The sequence below is a fragment of the Vreelandella sp. 162(4c) genome (assembly GCF_058152265.1).
Genome location: NZ_CM176981.1, coordinates 1,980,835 through 1,999,639, shown reverse-complemented (window position 1 = coordinate 1,999,639; position 18,805 = coordinate 1,980,835). Strand labels below are relative to the sequence as shown.

The 18,805-nt window shown below is 57.2% G+C and carries 16 protein-coding genes; 15 read left to right on the top strand and 1 reads right to left on the bottom strand.

The annotated features are described in order from the left end of the window. The first annotated feature begins 35 nt into the window (after positions 1-35). The 9 genes from AC4EYZ_RS09000 (at position 36) to tilS (ending at position 10,694) form a co-directional block, all read left to right on the top strand. Positions 36-536: an OmpH/Skp family outer membrane protein gene (locus AC4EYZ_RS09000; RefSeq protein ID WP_027957768.1), complete on the top strand. Its 501-nt coding sequence runs from the start codon at positions 36-38 to the stop codon at positions 534-536. Between the two features lie 53 nt (positions 537-589). Beyond that, entirely contained in the window at positions 590-1,624 is a 1,035-nt protein-coding gene (gene lpxD / locus AC4EYZ_RS08995) for a UDP-3-O-(3-hydroxymyristoyl)glucosamine N-acyltransferase (RefSeq protein WP_009288490.1), read from the top strand. A gap of 147 nt (positions 1,625-1,771) precedes the next feature. Further along, a complete protein-coding gene (gene fabZ / locus AC4EYZ_RS08990; RefSeq protein ID WP_022520189.1) occupies positions 1,772-2,215 on the top strand; it encodes a 3-hydroxyacyl-ACP dehydratase FabZ in 444 nt (147 codons plus the stop codon). After that, a complete protein-coding gene (gene lpxA, locus AC4EYZ_RS08985) occupies positions 2,212-2,979 on the top strand; it encodes an acyl-ACP--UDP-N-acetylglucosamine O-acyltransferase (protein WP_190374047.1) in 768 nt (255 codons plus the stop codon). Before fabZ ends, lpxA begins: the two co-directional genes overlap by 4 nt. Before the next feature lie 17 nt (positions 2,980-2,996). Then, positions 2,997-4,169, top strand: coding sequence for a lipid-A-disaccharide synthase (gene lpxB, locus AC4EYZ_RS08980; protein ID WP_190374046.1), 1,173 nt, complete (start codon positions 2,997-2,999; stop codon positions 4,167-4,169). Continuing rightward, positions 4,159-4,806 (top strand): ribonuclease HII, encoded by a 648-nt coding sequence (gene rnhB, locus AC4EYZ_RS08975; RefSeq protein WP_190374045.1) that lies wholly within the window; start codon positions 4,159-4,161, stop codon positions 4,804-4,806. Before lpxB ends, rnhB begins: the two co-directional genes overlap by 11 nt. A gap of 38 nt (positions 4,807-4,844) precedes the next feature. Next, entirely contained in the window at positions 4,845-8,357 is a 3,513-nt protein-coding gene (gene dnaE, locus AC4EYZ_RS08970; protein ID WP_474192133.1) for a DNA polymerase III subunit alpha, read from the top strand. Between the two features lie 101 nt (positions 8,358-8,458). Beyond that, positions 8,459-9,415, top strand: a complete 957-nt coding sequence (gene accA, locus AC4EYZ_RS08965) for an acetyl-CoA carboxylase carboxyl transferase subunit alpha (RefSeq protein ID WP_474192134.1) — start codon at positions 8,459-8,461, stop codon at positions 9,413-9,415. After that, positions 9,396-10,694 carry a tRNA lysidine(34) synthetase TilS gene (gene tilS / locus AC4EYZ_RS08960; RefSeq protein WP_474192135.1) on the top strand — a complete coding sequence of 433 codons (1,299 nt, stop codon included), beginning with the start codon at positions 9,396-9,398 and terminating at the stop codon, positions 10,692-10,694. The genes accA and tilS overlap by 20 nt, the downstream gene beginning before the upstream one ends. Here tilS and ppx read toward each other — a convergent pair. Next, positions 10,669-12,222 carry an exopolyphosphatase gene (gene ppx / locus AC4EYZ_RS08955; RefSeq protein WP_027957774.1) on the bottom strand — a complete coding sequence of 518 codons (1,554 nt, stop codon included), beginning with the start codon at positions 12,220-12,222 and terminating at the stop codon, positions 10,669-10,671. The genes tilS and ppx overlap by 26 nt on opposite strands. Positions 12,223-12,747: 525 nt before the next feature. Here ppx and rho point away from each other — a divergent pair. The 6 genes from rho to AC4EYZ_RS08925 all read left to right on the top strand — a co-directional run bounded on the left by rho (position 12,748) and on the right by AC4EYZ_RS08925 (position 18,778). Continuing rightward, on the top strand, positions 12,748-14,007 hold the full coding sequence (gene rho / locus AC4EYZ_RS08950) for a transcription termination factor Rho (RefSeq protein ID WP_007111700.1): 1,260 nt from the start codon (positions 12,748-12,750) through the stop codon (positions 14,005-14,007). Positions 14,008-14,066: 59 nt separating this feature from the next. Next, positions 14,067-15,557 carry a 4-hydroxy-3-polyprenylbenzoate decarboxylase gene (gene ubiD / locus AC4EYZ_RS08945; protein ID WP_009288495.1) on the top strand — a complete coding sequence of 497 codons (1,491 nt, stop codon included), beginning with the start codon at positions 14,067-14,069 and terminating at the stop codon, positions 15,555-15,557. Positions 15,558-15,598: 41 nt separating this feature from the next. Next, positions 15,599-16,339 (top strand): FAD-binding oxidoreductase, encoded by a 741-nt coding sequence (locus AC4EYZ_RS08940; protein ID WP_027957775.1) that lies wholly within the window; start codon positions 15,599-15,601, stop codon positions 16,337-16,339. 59 nt (positions 16,340-16,398) lie between these two features. Continuing rightward, positions 16,399-16,527 (top strand): hypothetical protein, encoded by a 129-nt coding sequence (locus AC4EYZ_RS08935; RefSeq protein ID WP_261377686.1) that lies wholly within the window; start codon positions 16,399-16,401, stop codon positions 16,525-16,527. A gap of 560 nt (positions 16,528-17,087) precedes the next feature. After that, positions 17,088-18,185, top strand: coding sequence for a 3-deoxy-7-phosphoheptulonate synthase (locus AC4EYZ_RS08930; protein WP_490204228.1), 1,098 nt, complete (start codon positions 17,088-17,090; stop codon positions 18,183-18,185). A gap of 80 nt (positions 18,186-18,265) precedes the next feature. After that, entirely contained in the window at positions 18,266-18,778 is a 513-nt protein-coding gene (locus tag AC4EYZ_RS08925; RefSeq protein WP_022520177.1) for a DUF3087 family protein, read from the top strand. The last annotated feature ends 27 nt before the right edge of the window (positions 18,779-18,805 follow it).

Genomic DNA, 18,805 nt, shown 5'->3' with positions numbered 1-18,805 from the left:
TGGCGCGTGCTAGCGTGACCTAAGGAGATAACATGATGCGTAAACTGACAGCGGTGGTATGCCTGTTGGGCGCGATGATTTTGCCCGCTCACGCTGCAGAAGTAGCAGTGTTGGATTGGCGAGCAGCATTAATGAATACCCAGTCCGCACAGGCGTCAATGAGTACTCTGGAAGGGCAAATTGGCAATCAGCAGCGTGAAGCGCAAAACCTGGGTAATGAGTTGCAGCAGCTTCAGCAGCGTTTGCAGAACGAAGGCGAAACGATGGCTCAGTCCCAGCGGGAGTCGCTGATTAGCGAGCTTCAGCAGAAAGGCAGCCGTTTTGAACAGCTTCGCCAGGAAGTAATGCAGGCACAGCAGCGTTCCGAGCAGCAGTTTTTAGAAGGCGCCGAGCCTAAGCTGGAACAAGCGGTAGCAGAAGTGCTGGAACGCCATGGTATTGATGTGCTGGTTGAACCCCAGGGCGTACTGCACTCAGGTGTGGATCTGCCCAATGTGACCGATGAAGTCACCCAGATTTTTGATACCTTGAACTAAATTTAAACGCTAATTGGTGTGGTCAGGCCACACCAACGCTTCTCTGGGCTCCCATGACGCACGCTTCTCATCACTTTACCCTCGCAGACATTGCGCGCCAATTGGGCATTGCCGTCAGCGGTAATGCCCAGCAGCCGATACGCGGCTTGGCGACGCTAAAAGAAGCGCAGCCGGATCAAGTGGCTTTTCTGGCCAATCGTGCCTACCTGAAAGATTTGGCGACGACCAAGGCGGCCGCGGTATTGCTGCACCCTGAGCATGGCAAGCACTGCCCGGTAGCGCGTCTGGAAATCGATAACCCTTACTTGGGCTATGCCAAGCTATCGCAGTTGTTTGACCCACTGCCTGCCCGCGATATCGTCGGTATTCACCCCACCGCCGTCGTGGCGGAAGATGCTCAGCTAGGCGCCGATGTCTGCATTCAAGCTCATGCAGTGATTGAATCAGGCGTGGTGCTGGGCGACCGTGTGGTCATTGGGGCGGGCAGCGTGGTGGGAGCCGATACAATTATCGGCGAAGCAACGCGTCTGCACGCCAATGTCACCCTCTGCCATGGCGTGGTTATCGGTAAACGGGGCATCTTGCAAAGCGGCTGTGTGATTGGCGGCGACGGCTTCGGGTTTGCCCACGATGGCGCTGGCTGGCATAAAATCGCCCAATTGGGGGGCGTAGTGCTTGGCGACGACGTTGAAGTAGGCAGTTGCTCCAGCATCGATCGTGGCGCTTTGGGAGATACGGTGATTGGTGATGACGTCAAAATTGATAGTCAGGTACAAATCGCCCATAACGTCATTATCGGTGACCACAGCGCCTTAGCAGGCTGTGTGGGCATTGCTGGTTCGACCAAGGTCGGTAAGCACTGCATGCTGGGTGGTGGGGTCGGTTTATCCGGTCACCTAACCATTTGCGACGGCGTTCAGGTGACAGGTATGAGCCTTGTCACGAACTCAATCCATGAACCGGGGGTCTACTCATCCGGTACTGGCGCCATGGCTAATGCCCAGTGGCGTAAAAACGCGGTGCGTTTTAAACAGCTTGATGACATCGCTAAGCGCCTGGCTCGATTGGAAAAAAAGCAACGTGAATAGTAACGGCTGCATGACTTTTACCCGCTGCTGGTTTGAGACTAGATAACAGCGGGGTATAATCCACAGCCTTTTAACCAGTGCACGTGCTGGTATTTGCCTGACACTCTTCAGGAGCTGCAGGTTTTTGTTATTTTAGAGGTCGCTACGATGGTTATGGATATCAATGAAATTCGCGAGTACTTGCCCCACCGTTACCCCTTTTTGCTGGTGGATCGAGTAACGCAATTAACCACCGGCGAATCCATCGTTGCGTACAAAAATGTCAGCATTAATGAGCCATTTTTTAACGGCCACTTTCCGCATCACCCGATTATGCCCGGCGTACTGGTGATTGAAGCCCTGGCCCAGGTATGCGGCATTCTCGGTTTTAAAACGGTCAATAAACTGCCTGCCGATGGTTATGTGTACTATCTCGTGGGCAGCGATAAAGTGCGCTTTAAACGCCCGGTAATGCCGGGCGACAAGCTCACCTTAGAGGCCGACGTGATTAGAGGTAAACGGGGTATCTGGAAATTTGCATGCCGTGCCACGGTTGACGGTGAGCTGGCCTGCGAAGCAGAAATTATTTGTGCCGAGAGGAAGGTGGCTTGATACATCCGACTGCACTGGTCGACCCGGCGGCGCGCCTTGCCGACGACGTTGAGGTTGGCCCCTTTAGCATCATTGGCCCCGACGTCACGATCGGCGCGGGCTCCGTGATAGGCCCTCATGTGGTGGTTAAAGGCCCCACCTCGCTAGGCGAACGTACGCGTATCTTTCAGTTTGCCTCGGTAGGTGAAGACTGTCAGGACAAAAAATACGCAGGCGAACCCACGCGGTTAGTGATGGGCGACGATAATGTGGTCCGTGAAGGCGCCACGATTCATCGAGGCACCGTTCAGGATCGCAGCGAAACCACCATTGGTTCGCGCAACCTGTTTATGGCCTACGTGCATGTCGGCCATGACTGCGTGATTGGTAACGACTGCATTTTAGCCAATCAGGTTACCTTGGCGGGCCATGTCACCGTCGGTGATCATGCCATTCTGGGTGGGTTGGCGGCAGTGCATCAGTTCTGTCACTTTGGCGATCACGCCATGGCCGGTGGTGGCTCGATTATCACCAAGGACACACCCGCCTATATCATGATTAATGGCAACCCTGCCGAAGCGCGTGGACTCAACCTAGTGGGCTTAAAGCGCCGCGGCTTTAGCCGCGAAGCAATTAGTGCCTTAACCACTGCTTATAAAATGGTTTATCGCCAGGGGCTGACTACAGAGCAGGCGCTTGTCGAAATGCGTAGCCGCTTTGATTTTCCCGAAATTGAGCATTTCGCCGCCTCCATTGAGCGTTCCACCCGCGGCATCACCCGTTAACCCATGCTAATCATTTTATGACCCTGCAACGTGTCTATCTCGTGGCTGGGGAACTCTCCGGCGATATCCTTGGCGCTGGGCTGATGCGTGAACTTAAAGCGTGCCACCCTGGCGTCGAGTTTCGTGGCATCGGCGGACCGCGTATGCAGGCGGAAGGCATGGAGAGCCGCTTTCCTCTCGAAACGCTTGCGGTAATGGGGCTGGTTGAAGTGCTGAAGCACCTCCCTGAACTGATCCGTGTACGGCGCACCCTAAAAGCCGAAGCGTTAGCTTGGCAGCCGGATATTATGCTGGGTATCGATGCACCTGACTTCAATCTAGGCCTTGAGCGCCAGCTTCGCGAAGCGGGGATCACCACCGCCCACTACGTGAGTCCTTCCGTGTGGGCGTGGCGCCAGGGGCGGGTAAAAGGCATCGCTAAGTCGGTCGATGGCATGCTGACGCTGCTGCCTTTTGAGGCTGCTTTCTATCGCCAACATCGTGTGCCCGTCGCTTTTGTGGGCCACCCCCTGGCCGACGAAATGCCGCTGGAAAATGACCGTGTTGCCACCCGCCAGGCGCTGGAACTCGCGCCTGATCTGCAGGTGTTAGCGCTGCTGCCTGGCTCCCGGGCCAACGAAATTCGTTTTCTGGGCGATACCTTTCTTGCCGCCGCCGCACAGCTCTGCCAACGCCACCCTGCGCTGCACGTGGTTATTCCCGCGGCTACCGCTGATCGCCGCCATGAAATTAGCGCGCTGCTGGCCAACTACCCACAGCTGGCCGAGCGTACTACGCTGCTGGATGGTCAAGCCCGCGAAGCGATGGTAGCCAGCGATATCGTGCTGCTGGCCTCTGGTACCGCCGCGCTGGAAGCCATGCTGTGTCACCGCAGCATGCTGGTGGCTTACAAGATGGCCCCGACCACCCACTGGCTGGCCAAGCGAATGGTCAAAACCCAGTGGGTATCGCTGCCTAATTTGATTGCCCAGGAAACGCTGGTGCCCGAACTCATTCAAGACGCGGCCTCGCCGGAGGCGATTGCCGATCAGCTCAGCGCCATGCTGGCGGACGAAGATAGCCGCCATGCCCTGGAGGCGCGCTTTGCCCAGATGCACGCCACCCTTCAGCGTAACGCCAGCCGTCGCGCCGCCGAGGCAATTAGCCTGTTGGCCGCGGGACAGCCGCTGGAGACTGTTGATGGCCATTAAAAATAGGGTGACAGCGCACTGGTTGATCGAGCACAAGGATTTTCCAACGCTAGAAATTGCCTACAGCGGCGAGCTGCTGGCGGGAGTGGATGAAGTAGGCCGAGGGCCGCTGGTTGGTAGCGTGGTGGCCGCAGCGGTGATTCTCGACCCCGCGCAGCCAATAAACGGTCTTACCGACTCTAAAAAATTGACGGCGCGCAAACGTGAAGCGCTGGATAGCCAGATTCGCGAGCGGGCGCTGGCCTTTGCCGTGGCAGAAGCCAGCGCAGCGGAAGTGGATGCGTTGAATATTTACCACGCCACCCACTTGGCCATGCGTCGAGCCATTGATGCGCTGGCACCGGCGGCGGAATATCTACTCGTCGATGGCAACAAATTACCTGGTCATCTGCTGCCTGGCCAGGCCGTGGTGAAGGGCGATTCACGCCACTGTGCCATTGCCGCAGCGTCGATTTTGGCCAAGGTCGCTCGCGACGCACAGATGGTCGCCTTGGATGAGTGCTATCCTGAGTATGGTTTTGCGCGCCATAAAGGCTACCCGACCAAAGAGCACCTGACGGCGCTTGCCGCTCACGGGCCACTGGCCGAACATCGTCGTAGCTTCGCGCCGGTGCAGCGCCAGTTGGCGCTGCTTTAACGTATTTTTTCTTCACCTAGCGTTTTGCTGAGAGTCCCATGACGGTTCCGTTCGTTCATTTACGTTTGCACAGTGAATACTCCCTGGTCGATGGCTTAGTGAAGCTAAAATCGCTGGTCAGCACCACGGCTGAGCGGGCGATGCCAGCATTGGCCTTGACCGACGAAGCCAACCTTTTCGGCCTGGTGAAGTTCTACAAAGCCGCCCAGGGGGCGGGGTTGAAGCCGATTATTGGCAGCGATTTATGGCTGCACAATCCCCATGACGAGTCGCACCCCTACCGGCTAACGCTGCTGGCGATGAACGATGTTGGCTATCGCAACCTGACTGAGCTGATCTCCAAGGGCTGGACCCATGGCCAGCGCCAGGGGCGCGCCATTCTGGATAAACAGTGGGTGCTGGAACAGAGCGAGGGCTTGATTGCGCTCTCCGGCGCACGGGAGGGCGAGATTGGTCGCCACCTGTTGTCTGACCACGAACAGGACGCTCGGGTGCTGCTTGAAGAGTGGCAGGCAGCGTTTCCCGAGCGCTTTTACCTGGAACTGATTCGTACTGGGCGCCCGCTGGAAGAGGCCTGTGTTCACGCCAGCGTCAAGCTGGCCATTGAAACGGGCACCCCAGTGGTAGCCACCAACGACGTGCGCTTTCTGGAGCGAGACGACTACTGGGCCCATGAGACCCGGGTTGCCATCGGCGAAGGTAAAGCACTGGATGACCCGCGCCGCGAACGCCGCTACACCGAAGAGCAGTATCTAAAAAGCCCCGACGAGATGGCGGCGCTGTTCTCGGATATTCCTGAAGCGCTGGAAAACAGCGTGATGATTGCCGAACGCTGCAGCGTTAACGTGCGCCTGGGCGAGATTTTCCTGCCCGAGTTCGGCATTCCCGAGGGCATGACCCAGGACGAGTTCTTCCGCAAGGTCTCCCACGACGGTTTAACCGAGCGGTTGGATTTTCTATTTCCTGCACAGCGATACCCTCGCGACAGCGAAGAGTATCAGGCGATCGACCAGCGCTACCGCGACCGGCTGGAGTTCGAACTCAACGTTATTATTCAGATGGGCTTCCCTGGCTACTTCCTGATCGTGATGGACTTTATCCAGTGGGCCAAGGACAACCGTGTACCGGTAGGCCCTGGGCGAGGCTCTGGTGCCGGTTCGCTAGTGGCCTACGCGCAGAAGATCACTGACTTAGACCCGATTGGCTACGACCTGCTGTTCGAGCGCTTTCTTAACCCTGAGCGTGTCTCCATGCCCGACTTTGACGTCGACTTCTGCATGGAAAAACGCGACAAGGTGATCGAGTACGTTGCCGAGCGCTACGGGCGCAATGCGGTATCCCAGATTGTCACCTTTGGCACCATGGCAGCGAAGGCTGTGGTGCGCGACGTCGCCCGTGCCCAAGGCCGCCCTTACTCGCTGGGCGACAAGCTCTCCAAGCTGATTCCCTTTGAAGTAGGCATGACCCTGGCCAAGGCGATTGAGCAGGAGCCCGCGCTCAAAGAGTTTATCGGCAACGATGAAGAGGCCGAAGAGATCTGGGAAATGGCGCTCAAGCTTGAGGGCACCACCCGGGGCACCGGCAAGCACGCCGGTGGCGTGGTCATCGCCCCCACCAAACTGACCGATTTCTCACCGCTGCTCTGCGATGAAGATGGCTCCGGCTTGGTGGTACAGTTCGATAAAAACGATATTGAAGAGGCGGGGCTGGTCAAGTTCGACTTCCTGGGCCTGCGGACGCTGACGATTATCGACTGGGCACTAGAGATGGTCGACAAGGTGCGCAGCGTTAACGGCCAGGATCCGCTCAACATCGACAGCATCCCGCTGGACGACGCGCCAACCTTCGAGATGCTCAAGCGCGCCGAAACCACGGCGGTCTTCCAGCTCGAATCCCGCGGCATGAAGGAACTGATCAAGCGCCTGCTGCCTGACTCCCTGGACGATATGATCGCCCTGGTGGCACTGTTCCGCCCCGGCCCACTGCAGTCGGGCATGGTCGACGACTTTATCAACCGTAAGCACGGCCGGGCCGAAGTCTCTTATCCACACCCGGATTACCAGCACGAGCTGTTGAAACCTGTCTTGGCGCCCACCTACGGCATCATCCTCTACCAAGAGCAGGTCATGCAGATCGCTCAGGTAATGGCAGGCTACAGCCTCGGCCAGGCCGATATGCTGCGCCGTGCCATGGGTAAGAAAAAGCCCGAAGAGATGGCCAAGCAGCGTGACGGCTTTATGGAGGGTTGTGCCGCTAACGGTATCGATAAAGACCTGGCCGGTAACATCTTTGACCTGGTAGAGAAATTCGCCGGTTACGGCTTTAACAAGTCTCACTCGGCTGCCTACGCGCTGGTCTCTTACCAAACTGCGTGGCTGAAAGCCCACTATCCGGGGCCCTTTATGGCCGCGGTAATGTCCACGGAAATGGACAACCTGGATAAAGTGGTGCCGCTGATTGAGGAGTGTCGGAACCTCAAGCTCACCGTAACGCCGCCGAACGTCAACGTCGGTGGTTACAAGTTCACCGTCGATACCGATGCGCGTGTGGTCTACGGGCTAGGCGCCATTCGCGGCGTGGGCGAAGGCCCCATTGGTGCCATTGTCGAAGCCCGCGAGGCAGATGGCCCCTTTAAAGATATCTTCGATTTCTGCCGTCGCATTGATCCCAAGCGGATGAATAAGCGCACCCTGGAGGCGCTGATTCGCTCCGGCGCGTTGGATACCCTAGGCCCCAATCGTGCGGTGCTGTTCGCAGCGATGGAGGACGCGCTAAAAGCCGCTGCCCAAAACCACGCCAATCAGAATCTGGGCATGCTGGATATGTTTGGTGATGCGTTCGCCGCGACCGATGAAAGTGACGGTGACAGCAACGTTTACGCCGAATACATCAACGCCCGTGAGTGGACCGATCGCGAACGGCTCTCAGGGGAGAAAGATACCCTGGGGCTTTACCTGACGGGGCACCCGATCGACGAGTACGAGCGGGAGTTAAAGCGCTTTGTCTCCACGCGGATCAGCGATTTAAAACCTTCTCGCGACCCCCAGCGCGTTGCTGGGCTAGTGGTCGGCGTGCGCACCATGAAGTCCAAGCGTGGTGATACCATGGCGTTTATCACCCTGGATGACCGCACCGGGCGTATTGAAGCTTCGCTGTTTGGGGAGCTATTCGAGCAACTACGCGGTCAGATTGAGGCTGATCAGGTACTCATCGTTGAGGGCGAAGTCTCCAGCGACGAATACTCTGGTGGCCTGCGCCTACGCGGTAAAGACGTTACACCAATGGTGACGGCGCGCATTCGCTACGGCCAAGCCGTGGAACTGGCATTGGACGCGGGGCAGATCAATGGCCGCTTAATTGAAACCCTGCGCGACAGCCTGACGCCGTATCGCGATCAAGAGGGGTTGCCGGTGCGCCTGCAGTACCGCCACCCAGCGGCAGTGGCTTGGCTGGAACTTGCCGATGAGTGGAAAGTCGCACCGAGCGACGACTTACTGCTGGCGCTGCAGGATGTCCAGGGTCAGACAGGCGTACAGCTACGCTATCGATAAATAGTGACAGAAGGGCACTCACCTTGCGTGGCAGTGTCAGGGTGCGATAATACTTATTTTGATCAGGCTTGTTTTTGACAGGCAGCTTACAGGCAGAGCCGATGAATCCTAATTATCTCGATTTTGAACAGCCGATTGCCGAACTTCAGGCAAAAATTGAGGAGCTGCGTCTAGTCAGCTCCGATAGCCAAGTCAACCTTTCCGACGAGATCGCTCGGCTGGAAGAGAAGAGCCGCAAGCTGACGGAATCGATCTTCAAGGATTTGACTCCCTGGCAGGTTTCTCAGCTATCACGGCACCCTCAGCGTCCCTACACGTTGGACTACCTCGAACACATCTTCACCGACTTTGACGAGCTGCACGGTGATCGCAACTTCGCCGATGATGCCGCGCTGGTAGGTGGCATTGCGCGGTTGAATGATGCACCAGTGATGGTGATTGGCCATCAAAAAGGCCGCGATGTAAAAGAGAAAGTGCGCCGCAACTTCGGTATGCCGCGCCCAGAAGGCTACCGCAAAGCGTGCCGTCTGATGGAGATGGCCGAGCGCTTTAAAATGCCGATCCTGACCTTTATCGATACCCCCGGCGCCTATCCCGGTATCGACGCCGAAGAGCGCGGTCAGTCAGAGGCCATCGCCTATAACCTGGCCGTTATGTCGCGGCTGAAAACACCGATTATCTCCACCGTGGTGGGCGAGGGCGGCTCCGGCGGCGCACTGGCAATTGGCGTATGCGACGAACTGCAAATGCTGCAGTATTCGACCTACTCGGTGATCTCACCGGAAGGCTGCGCATCGATCTTATGGAAAAGCGTTGAAAAAGCCTCTGACGCCGCTCAGGCTATGGGCATTACCGCCGAGCGACTGAAAGAACTGGGTTTCGTCGACTCGCTGATCAAAGAGCCGCTTGGGGGCTCCCACCGTCACCCGCTAACCACTGCTGAGCGGGTCAAAGAGGCGCTTACCGCGAGCTTGGGGCGTCTGCAGTCAATGGACACTGACGCGCTGCTGGAGCGTCGCTACAAGCGTTTAATGAGCTATGGCGCCCCAGCCGCATAATACGCTGCAACGCTTGCTCAACGACGCCCTGGCGGAGACCCCGCCGGGGCGCTCTATTTGGGTGGCACTCTCCGGTGGTTTGGACTCCTGCCTGCTGCTCGCGTTAGCCGCACGGGCCTGCGAACAAGCAGGCCGCCATTTGCGGGCTATCCACATTAACCATGGCCTACAGGCAGCAGCGCAGACATTCGAGGCGCACTGCCGGGATATGTGTGTGCGCTTGAACGTGCCGCTGACCGTGGTCAATGTGACGGTAAATACACAAGGTGAAGGCATCGAAGGTGCCGCTCGCAACGCCCGCTATGAAGCTTTTTTGGCCACCATTCCCACTGGCGATACGCTCTGGCTGGCCCAGCACCAGGATGATCAGGCGGAAACCTTTCTGCTCGCCGCTCTGCGCGGCAGCGGGCTACGCGGCCTGGCCGGTATGCCCTATCGCCGGGAGGTCCAAAGTATCACCTTGGTGCGCCCCTGGCTCTCCGTGCGCCGAGCTGAACTTGAAGCTGCGGCTGGGCTGCTTCAGTTGCGCTGGTGCGAAGATCCCACCAATCAAGATATTCGCTTTGATCGCAACCGCCTACGCCACCGAATATTGCCTGCATTGCGCGAGCGCTGGCCCACAGCCGTCGCTGCTTTAGCCAATAGCGCAACCAACGCCGGTGACGCAGATGCGGTGCTTAGCGAGTATTTAGCAGCCGAGCTAAACGAGCTCGTCACCGGAGAAGGGCAGATAGATGCGAGCGCACTTAGTCAGCGCTCCCGTCCCCGCCAGCGGCTGCTGGTGCGTACTCTTTGCCAACAGCAAGGCTTGCCAACACCGCCCCAGAAGCGTTTAGAGAGCCTGCTGGATCAATTGCATGCCAAGGCGGGTGCCGCGGTGTGCGTTGAGTGGCCGGGTGCTCAGGCGCGCCTATGGCGCCAGCGGCTCTATCTGATGGTGCCTTTTGAAGCGTTATCGTCGTGGGAGGTTAGCTGGGATGGTCAAACGCCACTGGAAACGCCTATCGGGCCGCTAGGGTGGCAGGTGGCTTCATTACAAGAGCCGTCTCAACCGTTGAGAGCGACCTGGCGACAAGGTGGGGAGGTTATTCAACTGCCTAAACGAGGGCGGCGCGACCTAAAGCGGTTGCTACAAGAGGCGGATATACCGCCCTGGGAGCGCCAGCGGCTGGTGGTTATCATGCAGGGTGAGGCGTGTATCGGGGTGGTTTGTCCCCCTGCTCAGCTGTTATGGCAGGCAGAGGGCGTTTGCTTTACCCGTCTGACTTCGCCTGCTTAACGATCAGCTTAAAACCGGCGGCTTCCATAAACGCCTGCTCCTGTTCCAGGTCGGTACTCAGCAGGGTGGGTTCATCGCTGGCAGGCAGCGTGATCGTCAAGCTATCGCTGTCAGCGCTTATTTCCGGTAGCGAGGGCGCGGTTTCCGGGCGGGAATGGTTGAGCAAAACGGCTAAACGCAGCAGTCGGGCGAGCTTCTGGGTCGTCTCCTGTTGCGCTTCCGGCAGGGCCTGCCACTCCTTGAGCGGAAATTTACGCCGGTGCGCGCGCACTAAAAACGCCAGTTGGCGCTGTTCAGGGCGTGAAAAACCCGCGAGATCCGAATGCTCCAGCAGGTAGGCGCCGTGGCGATGAAACTGGCTGTGAGAGATCGCCAGGCCGATTTCATGCACGTGGCTAGCCCACTGCAAATAGCGCCCTTGGTCAAGGTTCAGCGACCATGCATGGCGTACCTGCTGAAACAGTCGCTCGGCAGTGTCGGCGACGTTAAGCCCTTGACGGGTATCAACATCGTAAGTGCGCTGTAGCGACTCCAGGCTTTTCGAGCGCGAGTCTTCGGCGGTATTGCGCCCGGCCATATCGTAGAGCACGCCTTCGCGCAGCGCCCCATCGGCAAAACGCATTTGGGTTAAATCAAAGGCCTCAAAAATCGCCCCGAGAATAGCAATCCCCGCCGGGAAAACTTTGGCACGGTCAGCCTTGAGGCCCTCCAGCGCGACTTTATCCAGTTGCTTGCACTTCAGCAGCCGTTCGCGCAGCTTCTTTAAGCCGGCGCGAGTGATAACACCTTCGTGGGGCGTATCGCCATAGGCATGCAACACGCTGGCGGCGGCCTTGATCGTGCCGCTGGAGCCGACTGGGTCGTCCCAGCCCAGGCGTTGATAGGGGCGCTGAATGTTGGCGAGCTCTGAAAGAGCGGCTAGCTCGGCGCGGCGCATACGTTTTTCGTTCAACTCGCCGTCGGAGAAGAAGCGTCGGGAAAATGTCACGCAGCCCATGCGCAGGCTCTCCAGCGCTTTGGGCTCAAAAGCTTCACCAATAATGAATTCGGTCGAGCCGCCGCCAATATCGACGATTAATCGGCGGCCATTTTCGGCCAGCGCGTGGGCGGCGCCTAAATAAATCAGCCGAGCCTCTTCGCGGCCGGCGATAATTTCGATGGCGTGGCCTAACTGTGCTTCGGCGCGCTCGATAAATGTTTGGCTATTATCGGCATCGCGTAGCGCGTTAGTGCCGACAATGCGCAAATTGGCGTTGGTGATATCGCTTAAAAACGGCGCGAAGCGGCCCAGGCAATCTAGTGCGCGCTGCATTGCCTCTTCGCTGAGCAGGCCATCATCGTCTAGTCCCGCGGCGAGCTGCACCTTTTCGCCCAATCGGGCCACCACCTGGAGGCGTTCATGCTGGTAATTGGCCACCAGTAGATGAAAGCTGTTGGAACCCAGGTCTATAGCGGCGAAGCGCTGCGGCGCACCACTGTCTACCTCAGCGGAAGCGGTGGCAATGGGGAGCGAAATGTCCTTGGGCATGAGCTTTCCTTCGTGTTGGCTGTGCCAAGGTTGCGGCGACCTTTATCTATTGTCAATTGCTAGACACCTAAAGGCTTGCGTTTGTCGCGGCGCTTGACTACCATCGAGCTACTGGCCTGATCTGACCTGGTTAGTTAGCGTGTCCACAAGTACTTCGCTGCGGAGATGAGTCGCTGTTTAGATAAATCATCTTGCATGCGTCGTGCAAATACGACACCTTGGTCGCCCCAGACGTTATTCACTGTTTATCCCGTTAGCGTCAGCCAGAATTCCAAGTCGTCAGATAGCCCACTGGTTCAACCACTTTCCTGGGGTAGCCAGATTAAACAAGTGTTAGCACCCTCGAGTTGAGTCTTAATAACAACAAGCAGCAGCGTTGTTAGTTAAGTCCAACGCCGTTCCTTTCATCTTCGAGCGCGTGCCTTTACCGGGGTCTGAACGCATCACACGGCGTCACTTTCACGCCTCCTGTCTTATTCCCGGCGCCTGGCGCCCAGCTTCCATGAGCAACTTTCTAACACACCGATGAATCTCACTGAACTCAAGCAAAAAACCGTTCCCGAGCTCCTCGATATCGCCCGTGAAATGGGTATTGATAACTTGGCCCGTTCGCGCAAGCAGGACATCATTTTCGCCATCCTCAAGAAACACGCCAAAAGTGGCGAGGATATCTATGGCGACGGTGTGCTGGAAATTCTTCAGGATGGCTTCGGCTTCCTGCGTAGCGCTGACAGCTCCTATCTCGCCGGTCCCGACGATATCTACATATCGCCTTCGCAGATCCGCCGTTTCAATCTGCGCAAGGGTGACTCCATTTCCGGCAAAATCCGTCCGCCGAAGGAGGGTGAACGCTACTTCGCCCTGCTGAAGGTCAGTCAAATCAACTTTGACCGTCCGGAAAATGCCAAGCACAAGATCCTGTTTGAGAACTTAACGCCGCTGTTCCCAGACGATCGCATGCGTATGGAGATCGGTAACGGCTCCACGGAAGACCTTACCGCGCGGATCATCGATCTAACCGCGCCGATCGGTAAAGGCCAACGTGGTTTGCTGGTATCGCCGCCCAAGGCGGGTAAAACGCTGATGTTGCAAAACATCGCGACCTCCATCACGCGCAACAACCCAGAGTGTCATCTGATCGTACTGCTGATCGATGAGCGCCCTGAGGAAGTCACCGAAATGTCGCGCACCGTGCGTGGCGAAGTCGTGGCGTCAACCTTTGATGAGCCGCCAGCGCGTCACGTGCAAGTCGCTGAAATGGTTATCGAGAAAGCCAAGCGTTTGGTTGAGCACAAGAAAGACGTGGTCATTCTGCTCGACTCGATTACTCGCTTGGCGCGTGCTTACAACACCGTGGTGCCCAGCTCTGGCAAAGTGCTCACCGGTGGTGTCGATGCCCACGCCCTTGAGAAGCCAAAACGCTTCTTTGGTGCGGCGCGTAATATCGAAGAGGGCGGCAGCCTGACGATTATCGCCACGGCGCTGGTCGATACTGGCTCCAAAATGGACGAAGTCATCTTCGAAGAGTTCAAGGGTACCGGTAACATGGAAGCCCACCTGGATCGCAAGCTGGCTGAGCGTCGTGTATTCCCGGCGATCAATATCCGTCGGAGTGGCACCCGTCGTGAAGACCTGCTGGCTTCTGAGGATGAAATGCAGCGCATGTGGATTTTGCGCAAGCTGCTCAATCCGATGGAAGACACCGCCGCCACTGAATTCCTGATTGACCGTCTGAAAGATACCAAGACCAATCTTGAGTTCTTTGAAGCGATGAAGCGCCGCTAGCTTGTGGTGTAAAAAAGAGCGCCGCTAACGCGGCGCATTCGCCAGCCAGGGAGCGTGCCTTGAAGTACAAAGACTTGCGTGAGTTCATCGCGGCGCTTGAAGCCCAGGGTGAACTCAAGCGTATTCATGTCGAAGTCGATCCTTACCTGGAAATCACCGAAATTTGCGACCGCACGCTGCGTGCCGGTGGCCCGGCGTTGCTGTTTGAAAACGTCAAAGGCCACGACATGCCGCTGTTGGGCAACCTGTTTGGCACCCCTAAACGGGTTGCGCTAGGCATGGGACAAGAATCGGTAGAAGCGCTCAGAGAAGTGGGTAAGCTGTTGGCGTTTCTCAAAGAGCCTGATCCGCCGAAAGGCTTGAAAGACGCCTGGGACAAGCTGCCGATCTTCAAGCAAGTGCTCAGCATGGGGCCGAAAAACGTCAAGCATGCGCCGGTACAGGAAGTGGTGTATGAAGACGACGAGGTCGATCTCGGCCTGCTGCCGATTCAGCACTGCTGGCCTGGCGATGCGGGGCCACTGGTCACCTGGCCACTGGTGATTACCAAAGGGCCGCACAAGAAGCGCCAGAACCTAGGGATTTACCGTCAGCAGAAGATTGGCAAGAACCGCCTGATCATGCGCTGGCTCTCCCATCGTGGCGGCGCGCTGGATTTTCTGGAGTTCCAGAAAGCCCACCCAGGCGAGCCTTTCCCGGTTGCGGTGGCGCTTGGCGCTGACCCGGCGACGATTTTGGGCGCCGTCACCCCCGTGCCGGATTCGCTTTCAGAATACGCCTTTGCGGGCCTACTGCGCGGTTCGCGTACCGAGCTGGTGAAGTGCGGTCATGCGGATCTTGATGTGCCCGCGTCCAGCGAGATTATCCTCGAAGGCTTTATCTATCCCGATGATATGGCGGCGGAAGGCCCCTTTGGTGACCACACCGGTTACTACAATGAGGTCGACCACTTCCCGGTGTTTACCATCACGCGGATGACCATGCGCCGTGATGCGATCTATCACTCGACCTATACGGGACGTCCGCCGGATGAGCCGGCGATTCTCGGTGTGGCGCTGAATGAAGTCTTTGTGCCCATTCTGTGTAAGCAGTTTCCCGAAATCGTCGACTTCTACCTGCCACCGGAAGGCTGCTCTTACCGTATGGCAGTGGTCACCATGAAGAAGCAGTACCCCGGCCACGCCAAGCGCGTGATGATGGGGGTATGGAGCTTTCTGCGTCAGTTTATGTACACCAAGTTTGTGATTGTGCTGGATGACGACGTGGACGCACGCAATTGGGAAGATGTTATCTGGGCGATCACCACCCGGATGGATCCCGCGCGGGATACTGTAATGGTCGAAAATACCCCCATTGATTATCTAGATTTCGCTTCGCCGGTCTCAGGTCTTGGCTCGAAAATGGGGCTTGATGCCACCAATAAGTGGCCAGGAGAAACTGACCGTGAATGGGGCACCCCTATTGTGATGGACGATGCCGTTAAAGCGCGCGTGGATGAACGCTGGGAAGCGCTGGGGATTGGTCTTGAATTGCCGCCCTCTCGCCGCTGAATGCGATGTATCGCTGACCAAATTTGTAAAAAGAGGCTTTCATGAGTGCAAGGACGTTGACTTGCCAAGTCACCGAGGTTGAGAACTTAAGCCCCGATGTGTTTGGCGTGACGCTAACTGGGCGCGCCGAAGCCATGCAGCATGCGCCGGGGCAGTATTTAGAGCTTAAGCTGGATGACACCACCTGGGTGCCGTTTTCGATCGCCAGTGCCGATCGCAGCGATGGTGTTATCGAGCTGCATATTCAACACTGGCCGGAGCGGGATAACTCAGCGCGGCTGCGGGAACTGCTGCAGGTAGCCAATCAGCTCACGCTGCGTTTGCCCGGCGGTGAGTGCGTGCTTGATCGTGAGAGCGAAAGACCGCTGCTGCTGATTGCAGCAGGAACCGGTTTCTCCCAGATGAAAGCCATTGTCGAAGCGGTACTGCATGAACAGCCCGAACGAGAAATTTCGCTGTGGTGGGCCGCCCGCGAACACCGCGACCTCTATTTAGAGCAACTGGCCAGCCAGTGGGCGCAAACCCACGCCAATGTCTGCTTTCATGCGGTAACCGAATCGCCCTTGGAAGAGCCGTTAGCAGCGGGCGAGCGGATTGCCCATCACCTGGGTCGTATTGATCAGGTGTTGAAAACCGCAGATATCACGCCAGAAACCCATGATGTTTATATCTCGGGTTCGCCCAACATGGTCTACGCCTGCCTGGATGTGCTCGACACAAAAGGCATAAAGCTTGAGCGGGTGTTTTCGGATGTGTTTGCCTACGCACCCCGTTCTACTTAATATGACCGCAGCGTTGTAACGCTCCCCCTGATATAGCGTTGTCAAAAAAGGAGGCTAACATGGCCCAACACGACGAAAACTTTAAAGACGATTCTGGTTTCCTGTCCATCTTTCTAGGCTTGGTGGTGCTGGTTAGCATGAGCGCGCTGCCCGCTACTATTGGTTGGGTACAAGCTTTTAGCGGTTGAGTGTTGCCATTTGCAGCGCTTGCAGGCAGGATAAAACGACAACGCCATGGCGGCAGCCCTGTCAAACGATTCACTGGGGCTAGTTATTGCCAGCGTAACTAACAGAATCTAGCGGAATATGGGCATGCAACGACTAACCACACCACATACAGTGAACCCACAACCAGAATTGGTTGGTGGTTTTGCGTTTTATGGGTATTGGTTTAGCCACGGTGTGCCCCTGGCCGACGCCTAACGTCGCGCCACCAGGCACACCACTCGGTTGCCTGCCGCAAGCACAGAAGCCCCGGTCGGTAACCCCGTCGGGGCTTCTGGCGTTTTGGGGCCCCAGCGATTTATAGACTGAGCGATTTTCGGCAATAGTTATTCACCATTATTTCATCAAGGAGCAGCATCATGATTTATCGCGCACTGACTAACGCTTTCGCTACCAGCTTTGTGGGTTATGGCTATAGCTGGCGATTTAGCGACGCGCGGTCGGTGCTAGCTGCCACCTCCGACCGTGTTCACTTGGGTGGTCACACAACCATACGATGTCACACGATTGCGGAGAATTAATCATGAATGCGCCTGTCAGCCCTGTTATTAATAAAACCGTTGTATCCACTGCCCATGCTACTTCCCGGCTAACGCCCTCAGCGCCTGAGCCCAATGCAAAGCGGCTGCCTACCCCCGCCGAACTCAGGCAACGTATCTCGTTAAGCGACCCGCTAAGTGAGCAAATTGCCCGCCAGCGCCACGCCGTACAGCAAATTTTGAGTGGTCACGATGACCGCCTGCTCGTTGTCGTTGGCCCTTGCTCCGTTCACGACCCAGATGCAGCGCTGGAATACGCCGACCGCCTGGCTGTGCTTAGCGAAGAGATCAGCGAACGTATTTTGCCGGTCATGCGCGTCTACGTTGAAAAGCCGCGCACCACTGTGGGCTGGAAAGGGCTGGCCTACGACCCAGGCTTGGATGGCAGCGGTGATATGCCGCGCGGTTTGGCGCTCTCTCGTGAACTGATGCATGCCGTAGCCACTCGCGGCTTGCCGGTGGCTACCGAGCTTTTACAACCGATGCTGGCGCCCTACGTAGACGACTTACTAAGCTGGGTGGCGATTGGCGCACGCACCACCGAATCGCAACTGCACCGTGAGCTGGCCAGTGATTTGTCAGCGGCGGTGGGGTTCAAAAATGCCACCAGTGGCGATGTACAAGTGGCTATCGATGCCATGAGTGCGGCGGCCCACCCGCACCAGCGTTTCGCGGTAGACCCGCAAGGCTACCCGATCGTCCAGCAAACTGCAGGCAACCCGCACACCCACGTGGTGCTGCGTGGCGGGCACGGCGAGCCGAACTATCAGACACAACACGTACGTGCAGCAACCACTGCGCTGCGTAATGCTGGGCAAAACCCACGGCTAATGGTGGATTGCAGCCATGCCAATGCGCGTAAAGACCATCGCCGCCAGAGTGAAGTGATGCTGGATGTATTGGCGCAGCGTCAGGCAGGCGAAGCCAACCTGGTCGCGCTGATGCTGGAAAGTCACCTGTTCGAAGGCAAGCAGCCGCTCAAGCCTGGCGCCATGCGCTACGGCGTATCGGTCACCGACGCCTGCGTGGGCTGGGAAACGACCGAACACTTACTCAAAACGGCCGCGGAGCGTTTGGCGTAATTGCTTTTGTAAACGCTATTACTTGTTTGCCCTGGCCAGCCCCGTATCATAGGACGTTTGCAGCGATAATGAGGCTGGCCATGGTATTTACCCTAGAACATCACGACCCCGAGACCTACCGCCGCAAAGCCCGCATGATCAGCTTTGCCATGGCGGGGCAACTGATTATTTTTGGCCTCCTGTTCTCAATGCTCCTTACCTCCACCTTTGGCAGCAGCCTATGGCTCAATGCCCTAGGCGTGCTACTTGGGCTATTGGCCACCAGCGCGCTATTTGCCGTGTTGCGTGAGCGCCCATGGATGACGGAGGTGCGCTATGTCTGGCAACTCAAACATCATTTGTCGCAAGTCAGTGGCTATCTTTCGCAACTGCGCAAAGCGGTGGAAGAGAGCAACCGCACGGCGCTGGATCTGCTCACTTTCTATCACCAGGGCATGGCGCAGTTGGCGGAGCTTAATGGGCGCACTACCGATGATGACGCCGAACGGCTAGCGGAAAAAATGCAGGTTAAAATCAAACGCGAAGAGCTGGGGTTGCCCCCGCAGGTGGAAAGTATCGATACGCATGATCTGCAGGCGTTCAAACGTGGGTAAGAAGTTCAGCAAGCAATAGAATTAGTT

What these genes read in the sequence shown, in the direction of transcription:
- AC4EYZ_RS09000 (WP_027957768.1), top strand. Translation starts at nt 36, where the DNA reads ATGCGTAAACTGACAGCGGTGGTATGCCTGTTGGGCGCGATGATTTTG.
- lpxD (WP_009288490.1), top strand. Translation starts at nt 590, where the DNA reads ATGACGCACGCTTCTCATCACTTTACCCTCGCAGACATTGCGCGCCAA.
- fabZ (WP_022520189.1), top strand. Translation starts at nt 1,772, where the DNA reads ATGGTTATGGATATCAATGAAATTCGCGAGTACTTGCCCCACCGTTAC.
- lpxB (WP_190374046.1), top strand. Translation starts at nt 2,997, where the DNA reads ATGACCCTGCAACGTGTCTATCTCGTGGCTGGGGAACTCTCCGGCGAT.
- rnhB (WP_190374045.1), top strand. Translation starts at nt 4,159, where the DNA reads ATGGCCATTAAAAATAGGGTGACAGCGCACTGGTTGATCGAGCACAAG.
- dnaE (WP_474192133.1), top strand. Translation starts at nt 4,845, where the DNA reads ATGACGGTTCCGTTCGTTCATTTACGTTTGCACAGTGAATACTCCCTG.
- accA (WP_474192134.1), top strand. Translation starts at nt 8,459, where the DNA reads ATGAATCCTAATTATCTCGATTTTGAACAGCCGATTGCCGAACTTCAG.
- tilS (WP_474192135.1), top strand. Translation starts at nt 9,396, where the DNA reads ATGGCGCCCCAGCCGCATAATACGCTGCAACGCTTGCTCAACGACGCC.
- ppx (WP_027957774.1), bottom strand. Translation starts at nt 12,222, where the DNA reads ATGCCCAAGGACATTTCGCTCCCCATTGCCACCGCTTCCGCTGAGGTA.
- rho (WP_007111700.1), top strand. Translation starts at nt 12,748, where the DNA reads ATGAATCTCACTGAACTCAAGCAAAAAACCGTTCCCGAGCTCCTCGAT.
- AC4EYZ_RS08940 (WP_027957775.1), top strand. Translation starts at nt 15,599, where the DNA reads ATGAGTGCAAGGACGTTGACTTGCCAAGTCACCGAGGTTGAGAACTTA.
- AC4EYZ_RS08935 (WP_261377686.1), top strand. Translation starts at nt 16,399, where the DNA reads ATGGCCCAACACGACGAAAACTTTAAAGACGATTCTGGTTTCCTGTCC.
- AC4EYZ_RS08930 (WP_490204228.1), top strand. Translation starts at nt 17,088, where the DNA reads ATGAATGCGCCTGTCAGCCCTGTTATTAATAAAACCGTTGTATCCACT.
- AC4EYZ_RS08925 (WP_022520177.1), top strand. Translation starts at nt 18,266, where the DNA reads ATGGTATTTACCCTAGAACATCACGACCCCGAGACCTACCGCCGCAAA.